Origin of the sequence: Pseudomonas sp. BTN1, from assembly GCF_001907715.1 — a bacterium.
Lineage (GTDB): Bacteria > Pseudomonadota > Gammaproteobacteria > Pseudomonadales > Pseudomonadaceae > Aquipseudomonas > Aquipseudomonas paracarnis.
The window spans coordinates 15,233-30,795 of record NZ_MPBM01000039.1; the positions used below are offsets into that span (position 1 = coordinate 15,233).

Genomic DNA, 15,563 nt, shown 5'->3' on the forward strand with positions numbered 1-15,563 from the left:
ACTACAGCCAGGCGTATCGCTGGTAAACTGCGGGACTTCTGTTTTTCATGAGTTTGTTCCGTGTCGATTTCTTCTACTTCGCCGCGTGCCCGATGAGTCACGCCGTCTCCCGTTTGCGTACCCAGCGTCTGGCGCGTGCCGTCAGGCCGTTTCTCAATCGGGGTTCCCGTGCTGAGCGCTGTCCCGGCTGTCGGGTCATTCCTGAGTACTGCCTGTGTGCCTGGCGGCCTCAGGTAGAAGCCAAGTCCGCCATGTGCCTGTTGATGCATGACGTTGAACCGATGAAGCCCAGTAACACGGGCTGGCTGATCGCCGATGTCATACACGACACCACCGCGTTTGCCTGGTCGCGTACCGAAGTCGACCCCGAGTTGCTCAGGTTGCTGGCCGACCCGCAGTGGCAACCCTACATCGTATTTCCCGGTGAATTCGTGGCGCCGCAACGGGTGGTCAGTGAAGTGCGCGTGGAGGAGGGCAAGCGCCCACTGTTCATCCTGTTGGACGGCACCTGGAGCGAAGCGCGCAAGATGTTTCGCAAAAGTCCCTATCTGGAACATTTACCGGTGCTGAGCCTGGCGCCCGAACAGTTGTCACGCTACAAACTACGGCGCTCAAAGCGCGATGACCATTTCTGCACCGCCGAGGTGGCGGCGCTGTGCCTGGAGCTGGCCGATGACCTGGCCGCCAGCGAAGTGCTGGATGCCTACCTTGATGTGTTCAGCACCCATTACCTGGCTGCCAAATTCCAACTGTCATTGGATGCGGAGGACACCGTGCATACCCGCCTTGCACCCTACATCCCGGCGGGATAACCAGACGACGTTTGCATGATGGCACTGTAAGCCCGCAACCCGCTAAAATCCCCACGGGCGTAGTGCTTGACCCTCCAGGCTACGCTGGGCATGCTGTGCGCCGATTGGGCGCAACCGTGAATTATCGACGTCGTTTCATGTGTTTTTGACGTTGAGCGGGCCCTGTGGCGATCGCTGCCTGGCCGTCGCCTCGTGTATTGGTGAACCCTGAACCCATCAGGGCTCCCATAAAAAACAGGATCATTTAACCAATGGCCACATACGAAATCCTGATTGCCGATGACCACCCGCTGTTTCGCAGCGCACTGCATCAGGCCGTAACCCTGGGCCTTGGCCCCGATGTACGTCTGGTCGAAGTGGCCAGCATTGCCGAACTGGAAGCCCGCCTGACTGAAAAATCCGACTGGGATCTGGTGTTGCTCGACCTGAATATGCCGGGCGCGTACGGTTTCTCCGGGCTGGTGCTGCTGCGCGGCCAATACCCGCAGATCCCCGTGGTGATGGTGTCGGCCCAGGAAGAAGCCGACGTGGTGGTGCGCTCCAAAGAGTTTGGCGCCAGCGGCTTCATTCCCAAGTCCAGCGCGATGGAGGATATCCAGAAAGCCGTGCGCACGGTGTTGGACGGCGATGTGTCCTGGCCACCCCAGGCGTTTGAAGAAATCAATGTGTCCGATGAAGCCAAGGCCGCCCGCGATGGCCTGGCCAGCTTGACGCCCCAGCAGTTCCGAGTATTGACCATGGTCTGCGAAGGGTTGTTGAACAAGCAGATTGCTTACGAATTGAGTGTGTCGGAAGCGACCATCAAGGCCCACGTTACGGCGATTTTCCGTAAGTTGGGCGTGCGTACGCGCACTCAGGCGGCGTTGCTTTTGCAGCAACTCGAGTCCATCTCGCAACATTAAGTTACAGCCGCTTCACGCTTTTTTGACTTTGCGTGATCTAGCTTCCCCACTTCTTTGGTTCAGTTGCCTACATCTATGTCGCCTTTCAAGGGTCAAACCGGTATCAAACGTATCTTCAATGCAGGGGGCTATTCCCTGGATGGCCTGCGTGCGGCTTTCACTGGCGAGGCGGCATTCCGCCAACTGGTATTGCTGAATGTCATCCTGATTCCCGTGAGCTTTTTCCTGCAGATCAGCCGGGTTGAACGGGCGCTGCTGATTGCAGTGTGTTTGTTGGCGCTGATCGTCGAATTGCTCAACTCAGCGGTAGAAGCGGCCATTGACCGTATTTCCCTGGACCGCCACCCGCTGTCGAAAAACGCCAAGGACATGGGCAGCGCCGCGCAATTCGTGGCCCTGACCATGATCACACTGGTATGGGCGGTGATCCTGATCTGACGATCACGCGATACTCGGCAGCACGATCTCGTCGCTGCGCTGCACCCCAGCGGTGAAGGCGCGGCACAGTTCGAGAAACTCGCGCATCGCCGAGGTCTGGTACTTCTGCTTGTGCCAGATGAAGTAGAACTGCCGGGCCAGGTCCAGGTCCGGGGTTTCTACCGGCACCAGGCTGCCACGGCGGAAGGCATCGCGCAGCGCCAGCCGCGAAATGCAGCCAATCCCCAAGCCCGACTCCACTGCCCGTTTGATCGCCTCGGTGTGTTCCAGCTCCAGGCGGATATTCAGCGCGCTGCGGTGATGACGCATTGCCTGATCAAAGGTCAGTCGCGTGCCCGAGCCCTGTTCCCGCAGGATCCACGCTTCGTGGGTCAACTCGTCCATGGTGGCCACGCCACGCTTGGCCAAATGATGCTGGGGCGCACAGAACACCACCAGCTCATCTTCTACCCACGTCTGCACCTCGATATCCGGGTGGCTGCAGTCGCCTTCAATTAGACCCAGGTCAATTTCGTAGTGGGCAACCTGATGCACGATATGGGCAGTGTTCTGCACATGCAGCTTTACCTGGCTCTCGGGGTGTTGCTGCATAAAGCTGCCAATCAGCAGTGTCGCCAGGTAATTGCCTATGGTCAGCGTGGCGCCGACCGCCAGGGAACCGAAGCCTGACTTGCCGTTGAGCAGGTCTTCGATCTCCTTGGCCTGGTCCAGCAATGCCACCGCCTGGGGCAACAGCTGGTGACCGAGGGCGTTGAGGCTCAGGCGTTTACCGGCGCGGTCGAATAATTGACAGCTGGATTGACGCTCCAGCTCGGTGATTGAGGTGCTGGCGGCGGATTGAGATAAGGCCAGAAGGCCAGCAGCGCGCGAGACGCTTTCCTGCTGGGCGACGGCGACGAAAACTTGCAGTTGACGGAGAGTAAATCGCATATCGATATAACCGATAACCCTTATCTTAATAATCCAGTTAACAGATATTGTCGCCGCCATTAGAATGCTGTGCAATTGCGCATCCTTACCTTTGGCGCAGACCCATTTCCAGGAGTCCCCCGTACATGAGCAACATGAACCACGAGCGTGTCCTCAGTGTTCATCACTGGAACGACACTCTGTTCAGCTTCAAGTGCACCCGCGATCCGGGCCTGCGCTTCGAGAACGGTCAGTTCGTGATGATCGGCCTGCAACAGCCCAACGGCCGCCCGCTCATGCGCGCTTACTCCATTGCCAGCCCGAACTGGGAAGAGCATCTGGAGTTCTTCAGCATCAAGGTGCCCGATGGCCCGCTCACTTCCCAGTTGCAGCATCTGAAGGAAGGCGACGAGATCATCATCAGCAAAAAACCGACAGGCACCCTGGTGCTTGACGATTTGAAGCCGGGCAAGCATCTGTATCTGCTCAGCACCGGTACTGGCCTCGCCCCGTTCATGAGTGTGATCCAGGACCCGGAGACCTATGAGCGTTTCGAAAAAGTCATCCTGTGCCACGGCGTGCGTTACGTCAACGAAGTTGCCTACCGCGAATTCATCACCGAGCACCTGCCGCAGAACGAGTTCTTCGGTGAGGCCCTGCGTGACAAGTTGATCTACTACCCGACCGTGACCCGCGAGCCGTTCGAAAACGAAGGCCGCCTGACCGACCTGATGCGCAGCGGCAAGCTGTTCAGCGACATCGGCCTGCCGCCAATCAATCCCGAGGACGACCGCGCCATGCTGTGCGGCAGCCCAAGCATGTTGGACGAGACCAGCGAAGTGTTGAACAGCTTTGGCCTAAAGGTTTCGCCACGGATGCGTGAGCCGGGTGACTACCTGATCGAGCGTGCGTTCGTCGAGAAGTGACTTCGGGTCACTTGTAGGAGCGAGCTTGCTCGCGAAGGACGTCAACGATAACGCTGGCATCTTGACTCAACGCGGTGCCTGTTCGTTTTTCGCGAGCAAGCTCGCTCCTACAGTTGAATGCGTTTGCAAAGAAAAGCCCGCGTTGCCTGTGAAGGCAACGCGGGCTTTTGCGTTTGTGCGATTTACTGTGCCGAAACCACTTCCAGCACACAAATCATCCCCGGCTCCGGGTAGTGCCAGCGCACATCCACATCCCAGAACCGCACACCGTATTCCCGTTCTGAGGTAGGAACCTGATACGCCGGCCGCGGATCCTGTGCCAGACACTGTTCAATCAACTCCACCAACGGTTCACCAAGGCGCTGTGCATGGCCTTGCGCCTGTTGCAGTGCAGCCTTGAGCCATTGCACGCCGATCAGCGCGGGCGCATTGCTGGCGATGTCGTTGGTGGCCGCATCCACGATATCGGCATACGGCACATACGGCTTGATATCCAGCACCGGCGTGCCATCGAGCAAATCTATGCCCGATATCCACAACCGCCCCGGTTCCACCTTGTCCAGCTTCACCACCGACTGGCCGATGCCATTGGGACGATGGGTTGCGCGGGTGGCAAACACACCCATGGACGTATTGCCGCCCAGGCGTGGCGGGCGCACTTTCAGGCGTGGCTTGTCTTCCAGGGCCTGATGAAACAGAAACAGCAGCCACACATGGCTGACCTGCTCCAGCCCCTGCACCGCCTCACCCTGGTCGAACGGCGCCACCAGCTCCAGCACGCCACGGGCAGCCGGTGCCAGTTGCGGTTGGCGCGGGATGGCGAACTTCTCCTTGAAACAGGAGCGTACGAAGCCGACGGGCGAGACCTGGTAACTCATGGGCTTAGGCACGGACCCGCAAGGTCAGGCCCTTGAGGAAGTTACGCAGCAGCTGATCGCCACAGGTGCGGTAGTTGGTATGACCAAACTTGCGAAACAGCGCGCTCAGCTCTGGCTTGGACACCGGGAACTCCGCCGCCTTGAGGATTGCATGCATGTCGTCTTCCTTCAGTTCGAAGGCCACGCGCAGCTTTTTCAGGATGATGTTGTTGGTCACCGGGGTTTCGATCGGCTGCGGCGGGCGGCTTTCGTCCTTGCCGCGCTTGAAGATCACCAGACCATCGAGGAAGTGGGCCATGACTTCATCCGGGCAGAACACAAAGCCTTCTTCCTCATCTTTCTTGAGGTAGGTCAGCAGGTCTTCCTTGGTCACGTCCATGCCGCCGAGCTTGATGATCTCGACCATCTTGTTGTCGCTGATGTCGAGCATGTAGCGCACGCTGCGCAGTACGTCGTTGTGAATCATGGTGGGCAATCCTGGTATTCAACTGATGACACCGCCGGAATCAGGCGGTGTCGGGAAAAGGGAACGGCTTAAAACTTTTCTTTGCCGGACAGGTAACGCCATTGGCCCACTGGCACCTTGCCAATGGACACGCCGCCGATGCGGATGCGGCGGATGGCGATGACTTTCAGGCCAACGGCTTCGCAGAACAGCGCGATCACGCCGGGTTGCGGGTTTTTCATCGCAAAGCGCAGGCGGTTCTCGTTCTGCCAACTGGCTTTGACGGCAGGCAGCTCTTTGCCTTTGTAGGTCAAGCCGTGGTTCAGGCGGTTAAGGCCGTGGGCAACCATGTCGCCTTCGACTTCCACCACGTATTCCTGCTCGATCTTGGCGGCATCGGCGGTCAACTTGCGCAGAATCTTCCAGTCCTGGGTAAACACCAGCAGGCCACTGGCTTTGGCTTGCAGGTCGGCGCTGGCGCTCAGGCGCAGAAAGTGCCCCTTGAGCGGACGCTTGCCGAAGCGGTGTTCTTCAGAGAGGGTTTCGGCGCTGATCGAGGCCATGGCGGTTTCAGCATCCATGCCTGCGGGGGCGTGCATCAGGATGGTCACCGGCTCTGGCGCGGTGGCTTTAGCTTCCGGGTCCAGCTCGACCTTCTCGTCAGTGACCTTGAACTGCGGCTCGTCGATCACTTCGCCGTCCACCGAGACCCAGCCGCCTTCGATAAACAGCTCAGCCTCCCGACGGGAGCAACCGACCAGTTCGATAAGGCGTTTGGAGAGGCGTATGGGGTCAGTCATGACAAGGGCCGTAACAAAAGGGGGCCACTATTGTACCTGCCTGGCGCCGGTTAATCCCGGCCCCATTTCAGCCCATGTGCCATAACAATTACTTAACTGACGCAACACGGGTCAAATGTGGGAGTTGGCTTGCCTGCGAAGGCGGTATACCAGCACCGGATGGGTAGACTGACCCGACGCCTTCGCAGGCAAGCCAGCTCCCACAGTTCAGGCATTACGGGCCTGTTGCTGCTGGCGCAGACGCAGGTGCAGCAACGGATAAGGCTGCCCAAGCCCATCATGGTCCGTTCGCCCGATCACCTCGAAGCCTTGCTTGAGGTAAAAACCCAGGGCCTGGGGGTTCTGTTCGTTGACGTCCAGTTCATCGGCGTTCATGTGTTCGATCGCGTAGCCCAGCAATTGCCGGCCCAGCCCCTGGCCACGGTAGCGCGGGTCGATAAACAGCATTTCCACCTTGCCCGCCGACACCCCGGCGAAGCCGGTAATGTGCTGGCGCACGTCCTTGGTGCAGATCAGCATGACCGCATCGAGGTAGCGGCTCAGCACCAGGTTTTTCAACATGTCGATATAGCTGTCCGGGAGGAAGTCATGGGTGGCGCGTACCGAGTCCTCCCAGATCTGCACCAGGCGTGCGTAGTCGCTGGTTTTAGGTGTGTGAATCACCGAATGCTGACGCATACCCGCTGTCCTTTGCTGTATTCGGGGTTGATGGACAATACGATAGACCTAAAAAAGCCCCGCATCTTCTCAGAGGCGAGGCTTTTTTATCACCGTGCGATCAGTCGCGTTTTTCAGCCCACAAGTCGTACTCGTCGGCGTCGGTCACGGTGCACCACACTTTGTCACCCGGCTTCAGGCCGCTGGCATCGTCGATAAACACGTTACCGTCAATTTCAGGGGCGTCGAAGAAGCAACGACCCACCGCGCCTTGCTCGTCGACTTCATCGATCAGCACTTCGATTTCCTTGCCGATGCGCAGTTGCAGGCGTGCCGAGCTGATGGCCTGCTGGTGCGCCATGAAGCGCTCCCAACGGTCTTGCTTGACGTCGTCCGGCACCACGGCCAGGTCCAGCAGGTTGGCCGGAGCACCTTCCACCGGCGAGTACTGGAAGCAACCGACGCGGTCCAGCTGCGCTTCGGTCAGCCAGTCCAGCAGGTACTGGAAGTCTTCCTCGGTCTCGCCGGGGAAACCGACGATGAAGGTGGAGCGGATGATCAGCTCCGGGCAGATCTCGCGCCAGTTCTTGATGCGTGCCAGGGTCTTGTCTTCAAACGCCGGACGTTTCATCGCCTTGAGCACTTTCGGGCTGGCGTGCTGGAATGGGATGTCCAGGTACGGCAGGATCTTGCCGGCGGCCATCAACGGGATCAACTCGTCCACATGCGGGTAAGGGTAAACATAGTGCAGGCGCACCCACACGCCCAGGCTGCTGAGGGCTTCGCACAGCTCGGTCATGCGGGTTTTCACCGGCGCGCCGTTCCAGAAACCGGTGCGGTATTTCACATCGACGCCGTAGGCGCTGGTGTCCTGGGAGATCACCAGCAGCTCCTTGACGCCAGACTTGACCAGACGCTGGGCCTCGTCGAGCACATCACCCACCGGGCGGCTTACCAGTTTGCCGCGCATCGACGGGATGATGCAGAAGCTGCAGCTGTGGTTGCAGCCTTCGGAAATCTTCAGATACGCGTAGTGGCGTGGGGTCAGCTTGATGCCTTGAGGCGGCACCAGGTCGATCAGCGGGTTGTGATCCTGGCGTGGCGGCACCACCTCGTGCACAGCGTTGACCACTTGCTCGTACTGCTGCGGGCCGGTCACCGCCAGCACACTCGGGTGCACGTTACGGATATTGCCTTCTTCCACCCCCATGCAGCCGGTCACGATGACCTTGCCGTTTTCCTTGATGGCTTCGCCGATCACTTCCAGGGATTCGGCCTTGGCCGAGTCGATGAAGCCGCAGGTGTTGACCACCACCACATCGGCGTCCTGGTAAGTGGACACGACGTCGTAGCCTTCCATACGCAATTGCGTGAGGATGCGCTCGGAGTCGACAAGCGCCTTCGGGCAACCCAGGGAAACAAAGCCAACCTTGGGGTTGGCTTTTGCGATGGTGGTGGACATGTCTAACCTCGGTATTGAATGACGCTGCCGGTCGTGCACGACAAGGCAACGGATGGGCGCTTGGTGCGCCTCTGATCAAAAAGTGCGCAATTCTATCGGTGGGCAACGCACTTGACCAGCTTTATGCAGGGAAATACGACGAGTGCTGCGCCGGGTCATCCCCATAGCCACTGGCGCGCGCTTAAGCCTGGACGTCTTGTTCTGTTCGGTGCGATACCACTTTAGACATGCCCACACCTAACGCCTGGAGGACTTTAAGCAAAGTGGAGAGCTTAGGATCGCCGCCGACGCCGATGGACCTGTAGAGGTTTGCTCTATTGAGTCCTGTGTTCTGCGACAAGCTGAGCATCCCACCACGGGCTTCCGCCACTCGACGGATAGCGACAAGGAATGCGTCCTCGCCACCGGCTTCATCTATTTCCTCAAGCGCGACAGATAAATATTCGAGGGCGAATGCTTCGTCGTTGCGAAGCATTTCCAGAACGCTATCTTCGTGCGGGCGGGTACGAATGGTCATTTTTGCTGCACCTTGTAAGATTTCCAGAGAGCCTTGGCCTGATCGATATCGTTCTGCTGTCTGGCCTTCGAACCACCGCCCAATAGGAAAATTATTTTTCGATCCTGGACTGCCTAATACACGCGAAACCCTGGGCCGAAGTCGAGCTTCATCTCAAAGACCCCATCACCCACTGGCTCGGTAACGCCAAAGTGACCAAGGGACGCCCGATCCACTCTGGTGGTGATTCTTGCTTTCGAACGCGTGTCCTGCACTGTATCCAGCCAAGCCTGGTAGATATCCACGCCGTTGATTGACAGTACGTGTTTCACTTCGTACATGAGGAGTGTACCTTAAAAGAGACAGTCCGATAGTTGAGTTTTTATATCGACTGCGCGCCCTGCGAGTGCACGATTGACTGATCAGGTAATCCGGCCAAGGCGCTCCTGCTCACACCACCCAGGCAGCACGACTGAGCCGGGCCAGGAATATACGGTTGGCCGTAAATGTGATCAATGCAGGCAAAAAGGCGCCAAAGTGCTGCTGTGCCCGCTATGACTGATTGCCTAAAACGACACCCCGTTCACTTGAACGGGGAAATACGACGAGTGCTGCGCTATGCTTCGCGCCGTTGCGCACGGGTAAAGCCCTTGGGTCAATAAAACGTCTGTTACGAGAAGTAAAACAGCGCATGCTAGGGTCAGCTTAGAAGCGCTGTTTATAAAAGACCTCAGGTCAAAGGGCAGGAGTGGTTGATGGGTCAGGCAAGTAGTCAGGCAGCAGGTGCCGAGCATTCAAAAGCCAAGCCGATTGGCATGCTAGTGGCGGCGGTCGGGGTGGTTTATGGCGATATCGGGACCAGCCCGCTCTACACCCTTAAAGAGGTGTTCAACGGCGGTTATGGGGTGCAGGTCAACCATGACGGTGTCTTGGGGATCCTTGCGCTGATCTTCTGGTCGCTGATCTGGGTGGTGTCGATCAAGTACGTGCTGTTCGTGCTGCGTGCCGACAACCAGGGCGAGGGCGGCATCATGGCCCTCACCGCGTTGGCCCGGCGAGCTGCCGGGAAGCACACGAAATTGCGCAGTTTCCTGGTGGTGTGTGGCCTGTGTGGCGCGGCGTTGTTCTACGGCGACAGCATGATCACCCCGGCAATTTCGGTGTTGTCGGCCATCGAAGGCTTGGAACTGGCGTTCGACGGCCTGGAAAAATGGGTGGTGCCCATTGCCCTGGTGGTGCTGGTGGCGCTGTTCCTGATCCAGAAACACGGCACCGACCGCATCGGCAAGCTGTTTGGCCCGGTGATGGTGACCTGGTTCCTGGTGTTGGGCGGCCTGGGGGTGTACGGCATCCTGCAGCAACCCGAAGTGCTCAATGCACTGAACCCGGCATGGGGTGTGCGCTTCTTCATGGTTCACCCCGGTATTGGCGTGGCGATCCTCGGCGCGGTGGTGCTGGCATTGACCGGCGCTGAAGCGTTGTACGCCGACATGGGCCACTTCGGCCGCAAACCCATCGCCCGCGCCTGGTTCCTGCTGGTGCTGCCGGCGCTGGTGCTCAACTATTTTGGCCAGGGCGCGATGCTGCTGGGCGATCCGGAGGCGGCGCGCAACCCGTTCTACCTGCTGGCGCCGAGCTGGGCCCTGGTCCCGTTGGTGGGCTTGTCCACCATGGCCACGGTGATTGCTTCCCAGGCGGTGATTTCCGGCGCGTTTTCGTTGACCCGTCAGGCGATCCAGTTGGGTTACATCCCGCGCATGCATATCCAGCACACCTCCAGTGCCGAACAGGGCCAGATCTACATCGGTGCGGTGAACTGGTCGTTGATGGTCGGTGTGATCCTGCTGGTCCTAGGCTTCGAATCCTCCGGTGCCCTGGCCTCGGCCTACGGCGTAGCTGTGACGGGCACCATGCTGATGACCACCATCCTGGTGTCGGCGGTGATGCTGCTGCTGTGGAAATGGCCACCGGTGCTGGCCGTGCCGCTGTTGCTCTGCTGCCTGTTGGTGGATGGCCTGTTCTTCGCAGCCAACGCGCCGAAGATCCTCCAGGGCGGCGCCTTCCCGGTACTGGCGGGGATCGTGTTGTTTGTGCTGATGACCACCTGGAAGCGCGGCAAGCAATTGCTCGTCGGCCGTCTCGACGAGGGTGGCCTGCCGTTGCCGATCTTCATCAGCAGCATCCGCGTACAGCCGCCCCATCGCGTTCAGGGTACGGCAGTGTTCCTCACCGCGCGGCCCGACGCCGTGCCCCATGCTCTATTGCATAACCTGCTGCATAACCAAGTGCTGCATGAGCAGGTGGTACTGTTGACCGTGGTTTACGAAGACATTCCACGGGTGCCAGCGGCGCGACGCTTCGAGGTGGATGCCTACGGCGAAGGCTTCTTCCGCGTGATCCTGCACTTCGGTTTCACCGATGAGCCGGATGTGCCTGAAGCGCTGAAACTGTGCCATCTGGATGACCTGGACTTCAGCCCGATGCGCACCACTTACTTCCTCAGCCGTGAAACGGTGATTGCCTCGCGCATCAAAGGCATGGCCCGTTGGCGCGAAGTGTTGTTTGCCTTCATGTTGAAAAACGCCAACGGCAACCTGCGGTTCTTCAAACTGCCGGTCAACCGTGTGATCGAGCTGGGTACCCAGGTCGAGATGTAAGGCGCTGCCTACCGGGAGCCGGCAATCGGCTCCCGCTTTCCTTCTGAACCCTGTGCAAACGATGGTTGTCGACTAGGCTGGTAGGAGCGAGCTCGCTCCTACAAAAATGCCTATGAAGCCCAGAAGAGGTGCGCCATGAGTCAGCTGCTCGAACCTTACACCCTGCGCCAATTGACCCTGCTCAACCGCATCGCGGTTTCACCCATGTGCCAATACTCCAGCGACGATGGCCTGGCCAATGACTGGCACCTGGTGCATCTCGGCAGCCGGGCCGTGGGTGGCGCCGGGCTGATTTTTACCGAGGCCACGGCGGTGACCGCCGATGGCCGTATCACCGCCCAGGACCTGGGCCTGTGGAACGACGCCCAGATCGAACCGTTGCGGCGCATCACCCGTTTTATCGCGGCCCAGGGCGCGGTGGCTGGGATCCAGCTGGCCCATGCCGGGCGCAAGGCCAGCACCCATCGGCCATGGATCGGCAAACACGGTAGCGTCAAGCCGGAGGAGGGCGGCTGGGTGCCGGTGGGGCCCTCGCCGATTGCCTTCGACCCCAATCACACCCAGCCCAAGCCACTGGACGAAGGGCAGATCCAGCAAGTGATCGCTGACTTTGTCGCCGCCGCCAAGCGCGCCTTGACCGCAGGCTTTGAGGTGGTGGAAATCCACGCCGCCCACGGGTATCTGCTGCACCAGTTCCTCTCGCCGATCAGCAACCAGCGTCAGGACCACTATGGCGGCTCCTTCGAAAACCGCATTCGCCTGGTGCTGGAAGTGACCAGGGCCGTGCGTGCCGTGTGGCCAGAGGAGCTGCCGCTGTTTGTGCGCGTGTCGGCCACCGACTGGGTGGAAGATGGTTGGAACCCGGATGAAACCGTGGAGTTGGCGCGCCGCCTGAAAGACTTGGGCGTTGACTTGATCGACGTGTCCTCTGGCGGCACCGCTGCCAATGCCGAGATTCCCACCGGCCCCGGCTATCAGACGCGCTTCGCCGAGCGAGTGCGCAAGGAGTCGGACATCGCCACCGGCACGGTTGGCATGATTACCGAACCGGCCCAGGCCGAGCATATCCTGCGCACTTGCCAGGCCGACATCATCTTCCTGGCCCGGGAACTGCTCCGCGACCCGTACTGGCCTTTGCATGCCGACGATGATCTGGGTGGGCGCAAGGCCATCTGGCCCGCGCAATACCAGCGCGCCACCCACCGCGACCAGCCGATTCATGAGTCGGATCTGCGCGATTGATCCTGCACACGGCCCTACCGGACCCACCCTGACACGGTGGGTTTTTTCTTGCTCGCGTTTATAGGAAGGCTGATCCTTGGCGGTTGTTAAGCAGGAGAAGCTTATGCTGGTGGAACGCGCGTTAACCGAAGACGATATCCCTTTGCTGGCAACCATCGATCGTACGGAGCTGATCCCGGCGTGCTATCGCATGGACTGCGGCGAACTGGTGTTGTATGCCACACATCATGATATGCGCGGCTGGCCTGAAGGCGAGGCTGAACAGGATGCGGTGGCGCTGCATGCCTGCCTCCAGCGCGGCGGGTGGTTGTGGGGCGTATTCGACGGCCCGGTGCTGGTCGCCGCAGTGGTGGTGGACAATCGGTCCTTCCATCACCAGGGCTTGCTGATGCGGCAGTTGAAATTCCTGCATGTCAGCCATAGTGCCCGCGGTACTGGCCTGGGCGGTCGGTTGTTGGCGCTGGCTTGCGAGCACGGCCGGCAAGTGGAGGTCCAAGCGCTCTATATCTCGGCGACGGAGTCGCGTAACACCGTGGACTTTTACCTGCGCCATGGTTGCCATTTGTTGCAGCAACCCCACGCTGAGCTTTATGCGCAAGAACCGCTAGACATCCACCTGTATCGACCCCTGCGTGAGTAATGGCTGTAGGCTTTTATTACCGACGTTATTTTTTTAAGTTAATACTCTAAAAAAATCCCACGAATGGTGAGATAGTTTCTACGCTAAGGGTAAGCCCGACTCCTGGCCCAGGGAGACAGGCGGTTGGTCCGCGAAGCCGTTGCGCTTCCCGGGAGTTGGGAAATGGGCACCAGGAGTGTTTGACTGATATCAGGAGTAGCGGTCCATGGCCAAGTCCTATGGCGTAGCGGGTGCGGTGGCGTCTTTTCTGAGTCGCCGGATGTCCTTGCGGGGTCGAAGGTTGAGTTCAGATGAGATGGAGTTGCTGGTGCAATACCGGGCGCTGACCGAGAGCGATCAGGTGGCGATGCGCTATCTGATTGGCGCGATGAAAAGCGTGTCGCGATTCTGAGCCAAATCCGATCATTCCCACGTTATTGCGTGGGAATGATCGTGCAGTGTGGCATCAGGTGTATTTGCGTTGCTCTGGGGCAGGTGGGAAGTACTGATACAGCCAGGTTTCACTGAGGGTGCGGTCCTGGGTTCGTATAAACAGGCGCAATTCGACGGGTTCCACGCTGTCGCTGGTGGGGTACCAGTCGAACAGGATGCGGTAGCCCTTGATGTTGTCCAGCACCAGCACACTGAAGTCCTTCACCTCACCATGGGAACAGGTCACCACGGGCTCGATGCCGGTGCCCGCTGGCAGGCGATCCAGGCCGCCGCCCTTGAAGTCCACGGCGAAACGCCGCGCCCATACCTTCGGATAATGCTCGCCGGGTGCCCAGCCTTCGGTAAAGCCGCCCATGCCGGAACGGGTCGCATCGACCTGTGCCAGCGGCGTGCTCACTGGCGGCAGTGCGCTCCAGTACAGCTTGTAGCCGTAGTTGAGCGAATCACCGGCGGCCACAGGCTTTTTCGGGGTCCAGAAGGCCACGATATTGTCCAGGGTTTCGCCAGTGGTGGGGATTTCCAGCAAGTCGATGGAGCCTTCGCCCCAGGCCGTGGTCGGTTCAACCCACAGGCTTGGGCGTTTGCTGTACCAGTCGACGGTGTCCTGGTAGCTGGCGAACTCATGGTCGGTCTGCACCAGGCCGAAGCCTTTGGGGTTGGTGTCGGCGAACGCGTTGAATTGCAACTTGGCCGGGTTGTTCAGGGGGCGGCAGATCCACTCGCCGTTGCCGCGCCACATGGCCAGGCGGTCCGAGTCGTGGATTTGCGGGTGGATGGTGTCGCACATGCGGCGCTCATGGGTGCCGCAGCTGAACATACTGGTCATGGGCGCGATGCCCAGTTGCTCGATGGCGGTGCGCGCATTGATGTGCGCGTCGATCGCCATCACCACTTGGTTGGCCTGGCAGTCGATGTCGAAGCGGTAGGCACCGGTGGCGCTTGGCGAGTCGAGCAGGGCGTAGACCACAAAGCGCGTGGCGTCCTTGTCCGGAGTTTCGAACCAGAACTGCGTGAAATCGGGGAACTCCTCGCGTTTTTTCGCGTAGGTATCAATCGCCAGGCCACGCGCCGAGAGGCCGTACTGGCCGGTGGAATCCACCGCACGGAAGTAGCTGGCGCCCAGAAACGACAGCACGTCATGGCGGTCCAGCTCCGGCGCCTTGAACAGCTTGAAACCGGAGAAACCCAGGTCGCCGGTCAATTGCTGGGTGTCCACCGTGGTTTTTTCATAGTTGAACAACGAAGGGCGAAAATGCACTTCGCGGGCTTCACGGGTCTTGGGGTCGACGCTGTGCATGCGCACCGGCGTCTTGAAGCCCATGCCGACGTGGAAGAAATGCACGTCCAGTTGGCCGTTCAACTCTTTCCACAGCGAATGGTTACGGTCATAGCCGATGGCGTTGAAATTCTGCGGGGTCATGGTAGCCAGGGTTGGCGGCAGCACCTGCTTAGTGTCCTGGTAGCCACGGGTGGCCAATTGCTTGGCCTGGGCCTTGAGCGCTTCGAAATCGAACGCCACGGCCTTGCCATCGGCAGCCCGATTCCCGGCCCAGGCCTGCGCGGCCAGCAGGCCACTGGCCGACAAACCGGTGTAAGCCGCAATGGCCATGGATGCTTTGAGCAAATTCCTGCGGTGCATAGAGACAACCTGTCGTGAGCAAATCCCGCGCCGTTCCTGGCACGTAGCGGATCAGAAATAACGGTTCGGACATGCCTTCGGCCAAACGCAACGGACAATAAACAGACGCCGGATAGCTTAAGCGGTTCGATGAACAAGGCAAATTGATTGATGGCGGGATGATGGCGTTGCATATGCAACAAGACATTTCCAGCATCGCAGTAGAACGTTACATCTGGAAGCACTCTA

General features: G+C 59.4%; 16 protein-coding genes and 1 pseudogene. 8 read left to right on the forward strand and 9 right to left on the reverse strand.

Annotated features, from left to right (window positions below; genetic code table 11):
• The first annotated feature begins 92 nt into the window (after positions 1–92).
• The 3 genes from BMH52_RS20275 (at position 93) to BMH52_RS20285 (ending at position 2,152) form a co-directional block, all read left to right on the forward strand.
• A complete protein-coding gene (locus BMH52_RS20275; RefSeq protein ID WP_014717180.1) occupies positions 93–812 on the forward strand; it encodes a tRNA-uridine aminocarboxypropyltransferase in 720 nt (239 codons plus the stop codon).
• A 251-nt stretch (positions 813–1,063) separates the two neighbouring features.
• Positions 1,064–1,714 carry a response regulator transcription factor ErdR gene (erdR, locus tag BMH52_RS20280; RefSeq protein ID WP_003189050.1) on the forward strand — a complete coding sequence of 217 codons (651 nt, stop codon included), beginning with the start codon at positions 1,064–1,066 and terminating at the stop codon, positions 1,712–1,714.
• Positions 1,715–1,789: 75 nt separating this feature from the next.
• Positions 1,790–2,152, forward strand: coding sequence for a diacylglycerol kinase (locus BMH52_RS20285; RefSeq protein WP_014717181.1), 363 nt, complete (start codon positions 1,790–1,792; stop codon positions 2,150–2,152).
• 3 nt (positions 2,153–2,155) lie between these two features.
• Here BMH52_RS20285 and BMH52_RS20290 read toward each other — a convergent pair whose 3' ends face one another.
• Positions 2,156–3,082, reverse strand: coding sequence for a LysR family transcriptional regulator (locus BMH52_RS20290; RefSeq protein WP_003189054.1), 927 nt, complete (start codon positions 3,080–3,082; stop codon positions 2,156–2,158).
• A 125-nt stretch (positions 3,083–3,207) separates the two neighbouring features.
• Between BMH52_RS20290 and fpr the strand changes: the two genes are divergently transcribed.
• A complete protein-coding gene (gene fpr, locus BMH52_RS20295) occupies positions 3,208–3,987 on the forward strand; it encodes a ferredoxin-NADP reductase (RefSeq protein WP_003189055.1) in 780 nt (259 codons plus the stop codon).
• A gap of 182 nt (positions 3,988–4,169) precedes the next feature.
• Here the strand turns inward: fpr and tsaA are convergent, their stop codons facing one another.
• The 7 genes and pseudogenes from tsaA to BMH52_RS30020 form a co-directional block, all read right to left on the reverse strand.
• Positions 4,170–4,865 carry a tRNA (N6-threonylcarbamoyladenosine(37)-N6)-methyltransferase TrmO gene (gene tsaA / locus BMH52_RS20305; protein ID WP_073844862.1) on the reverse strand — a complete coding sequence of 232 codons (696 nt, stop codon included), beginning with the start codon at positions 4,863–4,865 and terminating at the stop codon, positions 4,170–4,172.
• Between the two features lie 4 nt (positions 4,866–4,869).
• Positions 4,870–5,331 carry a DUF1456 family protein gene (locus tag BMH52_RS20310; protein WP_005785469.1) on the reverse strand — a complete coding sequence of 154 codons (462 nt, stop codon included), beginning with the start codon at positions 5,329–5,331 and terminating at the stop codon, positions 4,870–4,872.
• A 68-nt stretch (positions 5,332–5,399) separates the two neighbouring features.
• Positions 5,400–6,110, reverse strand: a complete 711-nt coding sequence (locus tag BMH52_RS20315; protein WP_014717183.1) for an rRNA pseudouridine synthase — start codon at positions 6,108–6,110, stop codon at positions 5,400–5,402.
• A 207-nt stretch (positions 6,111–6,317) separates the two neighbouring features.
• A complete protein-coding gene (locus BMH52_RS20320; protein WP_072447648.1) occupies positions 6,318–6,788 on the reverse strand; it encodes a GNAT family N-acetyltransferase in 471 nt (156 codons plus the stop codon).
• Positions 6,789–6,888: 100 nt separating this feature from the next.
• Positions 6,889–8,229, reverse strand: coding sequence for a 30S ribosomal protein S12 methylthiotransferase RimO (gene rimO, locus BMH52_RS20325; protein WP_003231334.1), 1,341 nt, complete (start codon positions 8,227–8,229; stop codon positions 6,889–6,891).
• A 181-nt stretch (positions 8,230–8,410) separates the two neighbouring features.
• Positions 8,411–8,746 carry an addiction module antidote protein gene (locus tag BMH52_RS20330; RefSeq protein ID WP_034126496.1) on the reverse strand — a complete coding sequence of 112 codons (336 nt, stop codon included), beginning with the start codon at positions 8,744–8,746 and terminating at the stop codon, positions 8,411–8,413.
• Positions 8,743–9,066, reverse strand: a pseudogene (locus BMH52_RS30020) (type II toxin-antitoxin system RelE/ParE family toxin). Before BMH52_RS30020 ends, BMH52_RS20330 begins: the two are co-directional and overlap by 4 nt.
• A gap of 414 nt (positions 9,067–9,480) precedes the next feature.
• On the opposite strand from BMH52_RS30020, the gene BMH52_RS20340 reads away from it, so the two are divergent.
• The 4 genes from BMH52_RS20340 to BMH52_RS20355 all read left to right on the forward strand — a co-directional run bounded on the left by BMH52_RS20340 (position 9,481) and on the right by BMH52_RS20355 (position 13,655).
• Complete coding sequence (locus BMH52_RS20340) at positions 9,481–11,382, forward strand: potassium transporter Kup (protein WP_014717187.1); 1,902 nt, start codon at positions 9,481–9,483, stop codon at positions 11,380–11,382.
• Between the two features lie 135 nt (positions 11,383–11,517).
• The gene (locus tag BMH52_RS20345) at positions 11,518–12,624 is read left to right on the forward strand and encodes an NADH:flavin oxidoreductase/NADH oxidase (RefSeq protein ID WP_072434290.1); all 1,107 of its coding nucleotides are present in this window, start codon (positions 11,518–11,520) and stop codon (positions 12,622–12,624) included.
• Positions 12,625–12,727: 103 nt separating this feature from the next.
• Complete coding sequence (locus BMH52_RS20350) at positions 12,728–13,264, forward strand: GNAT family N-acetyltransferase (RefSeq protein ID WP_014717189.1); 537 nt, start codon at positions 12,728–12,730, stop codon at positions 13,262–13,264.
• 205 nt (positions 13,265–13,469) lie between these two features.
• A complete protein-coding gene (locus BMH52_RS20355; RefSeq protein ID WP_014717190.1) occupies positions 13,470–13,655 on the forward strand; it encodes a hypothetical protein in 186 nt (61 codons plus the stop codon).
• 54 nt (positions 13,656–13,709) lie between these two features.
• On the opposite strand, the gene BMH52_RS20360 is transcribed toward BMH52_RS20355, so the two are convergent.
• Positions 13,710–15,335: a glucan biosynthesis protein D gene (locus BMH52_RS20360; RefSeq protein ID WP_014717191.1), complete on the reverse strand. Its 1,626-nt coding sequence runs from the start codon at positions 15,333–15,335 to the stop codon at positions 13,710–13,712.
• Positions 15,336–15,563 lie beyond the last annotated feature (228 nt).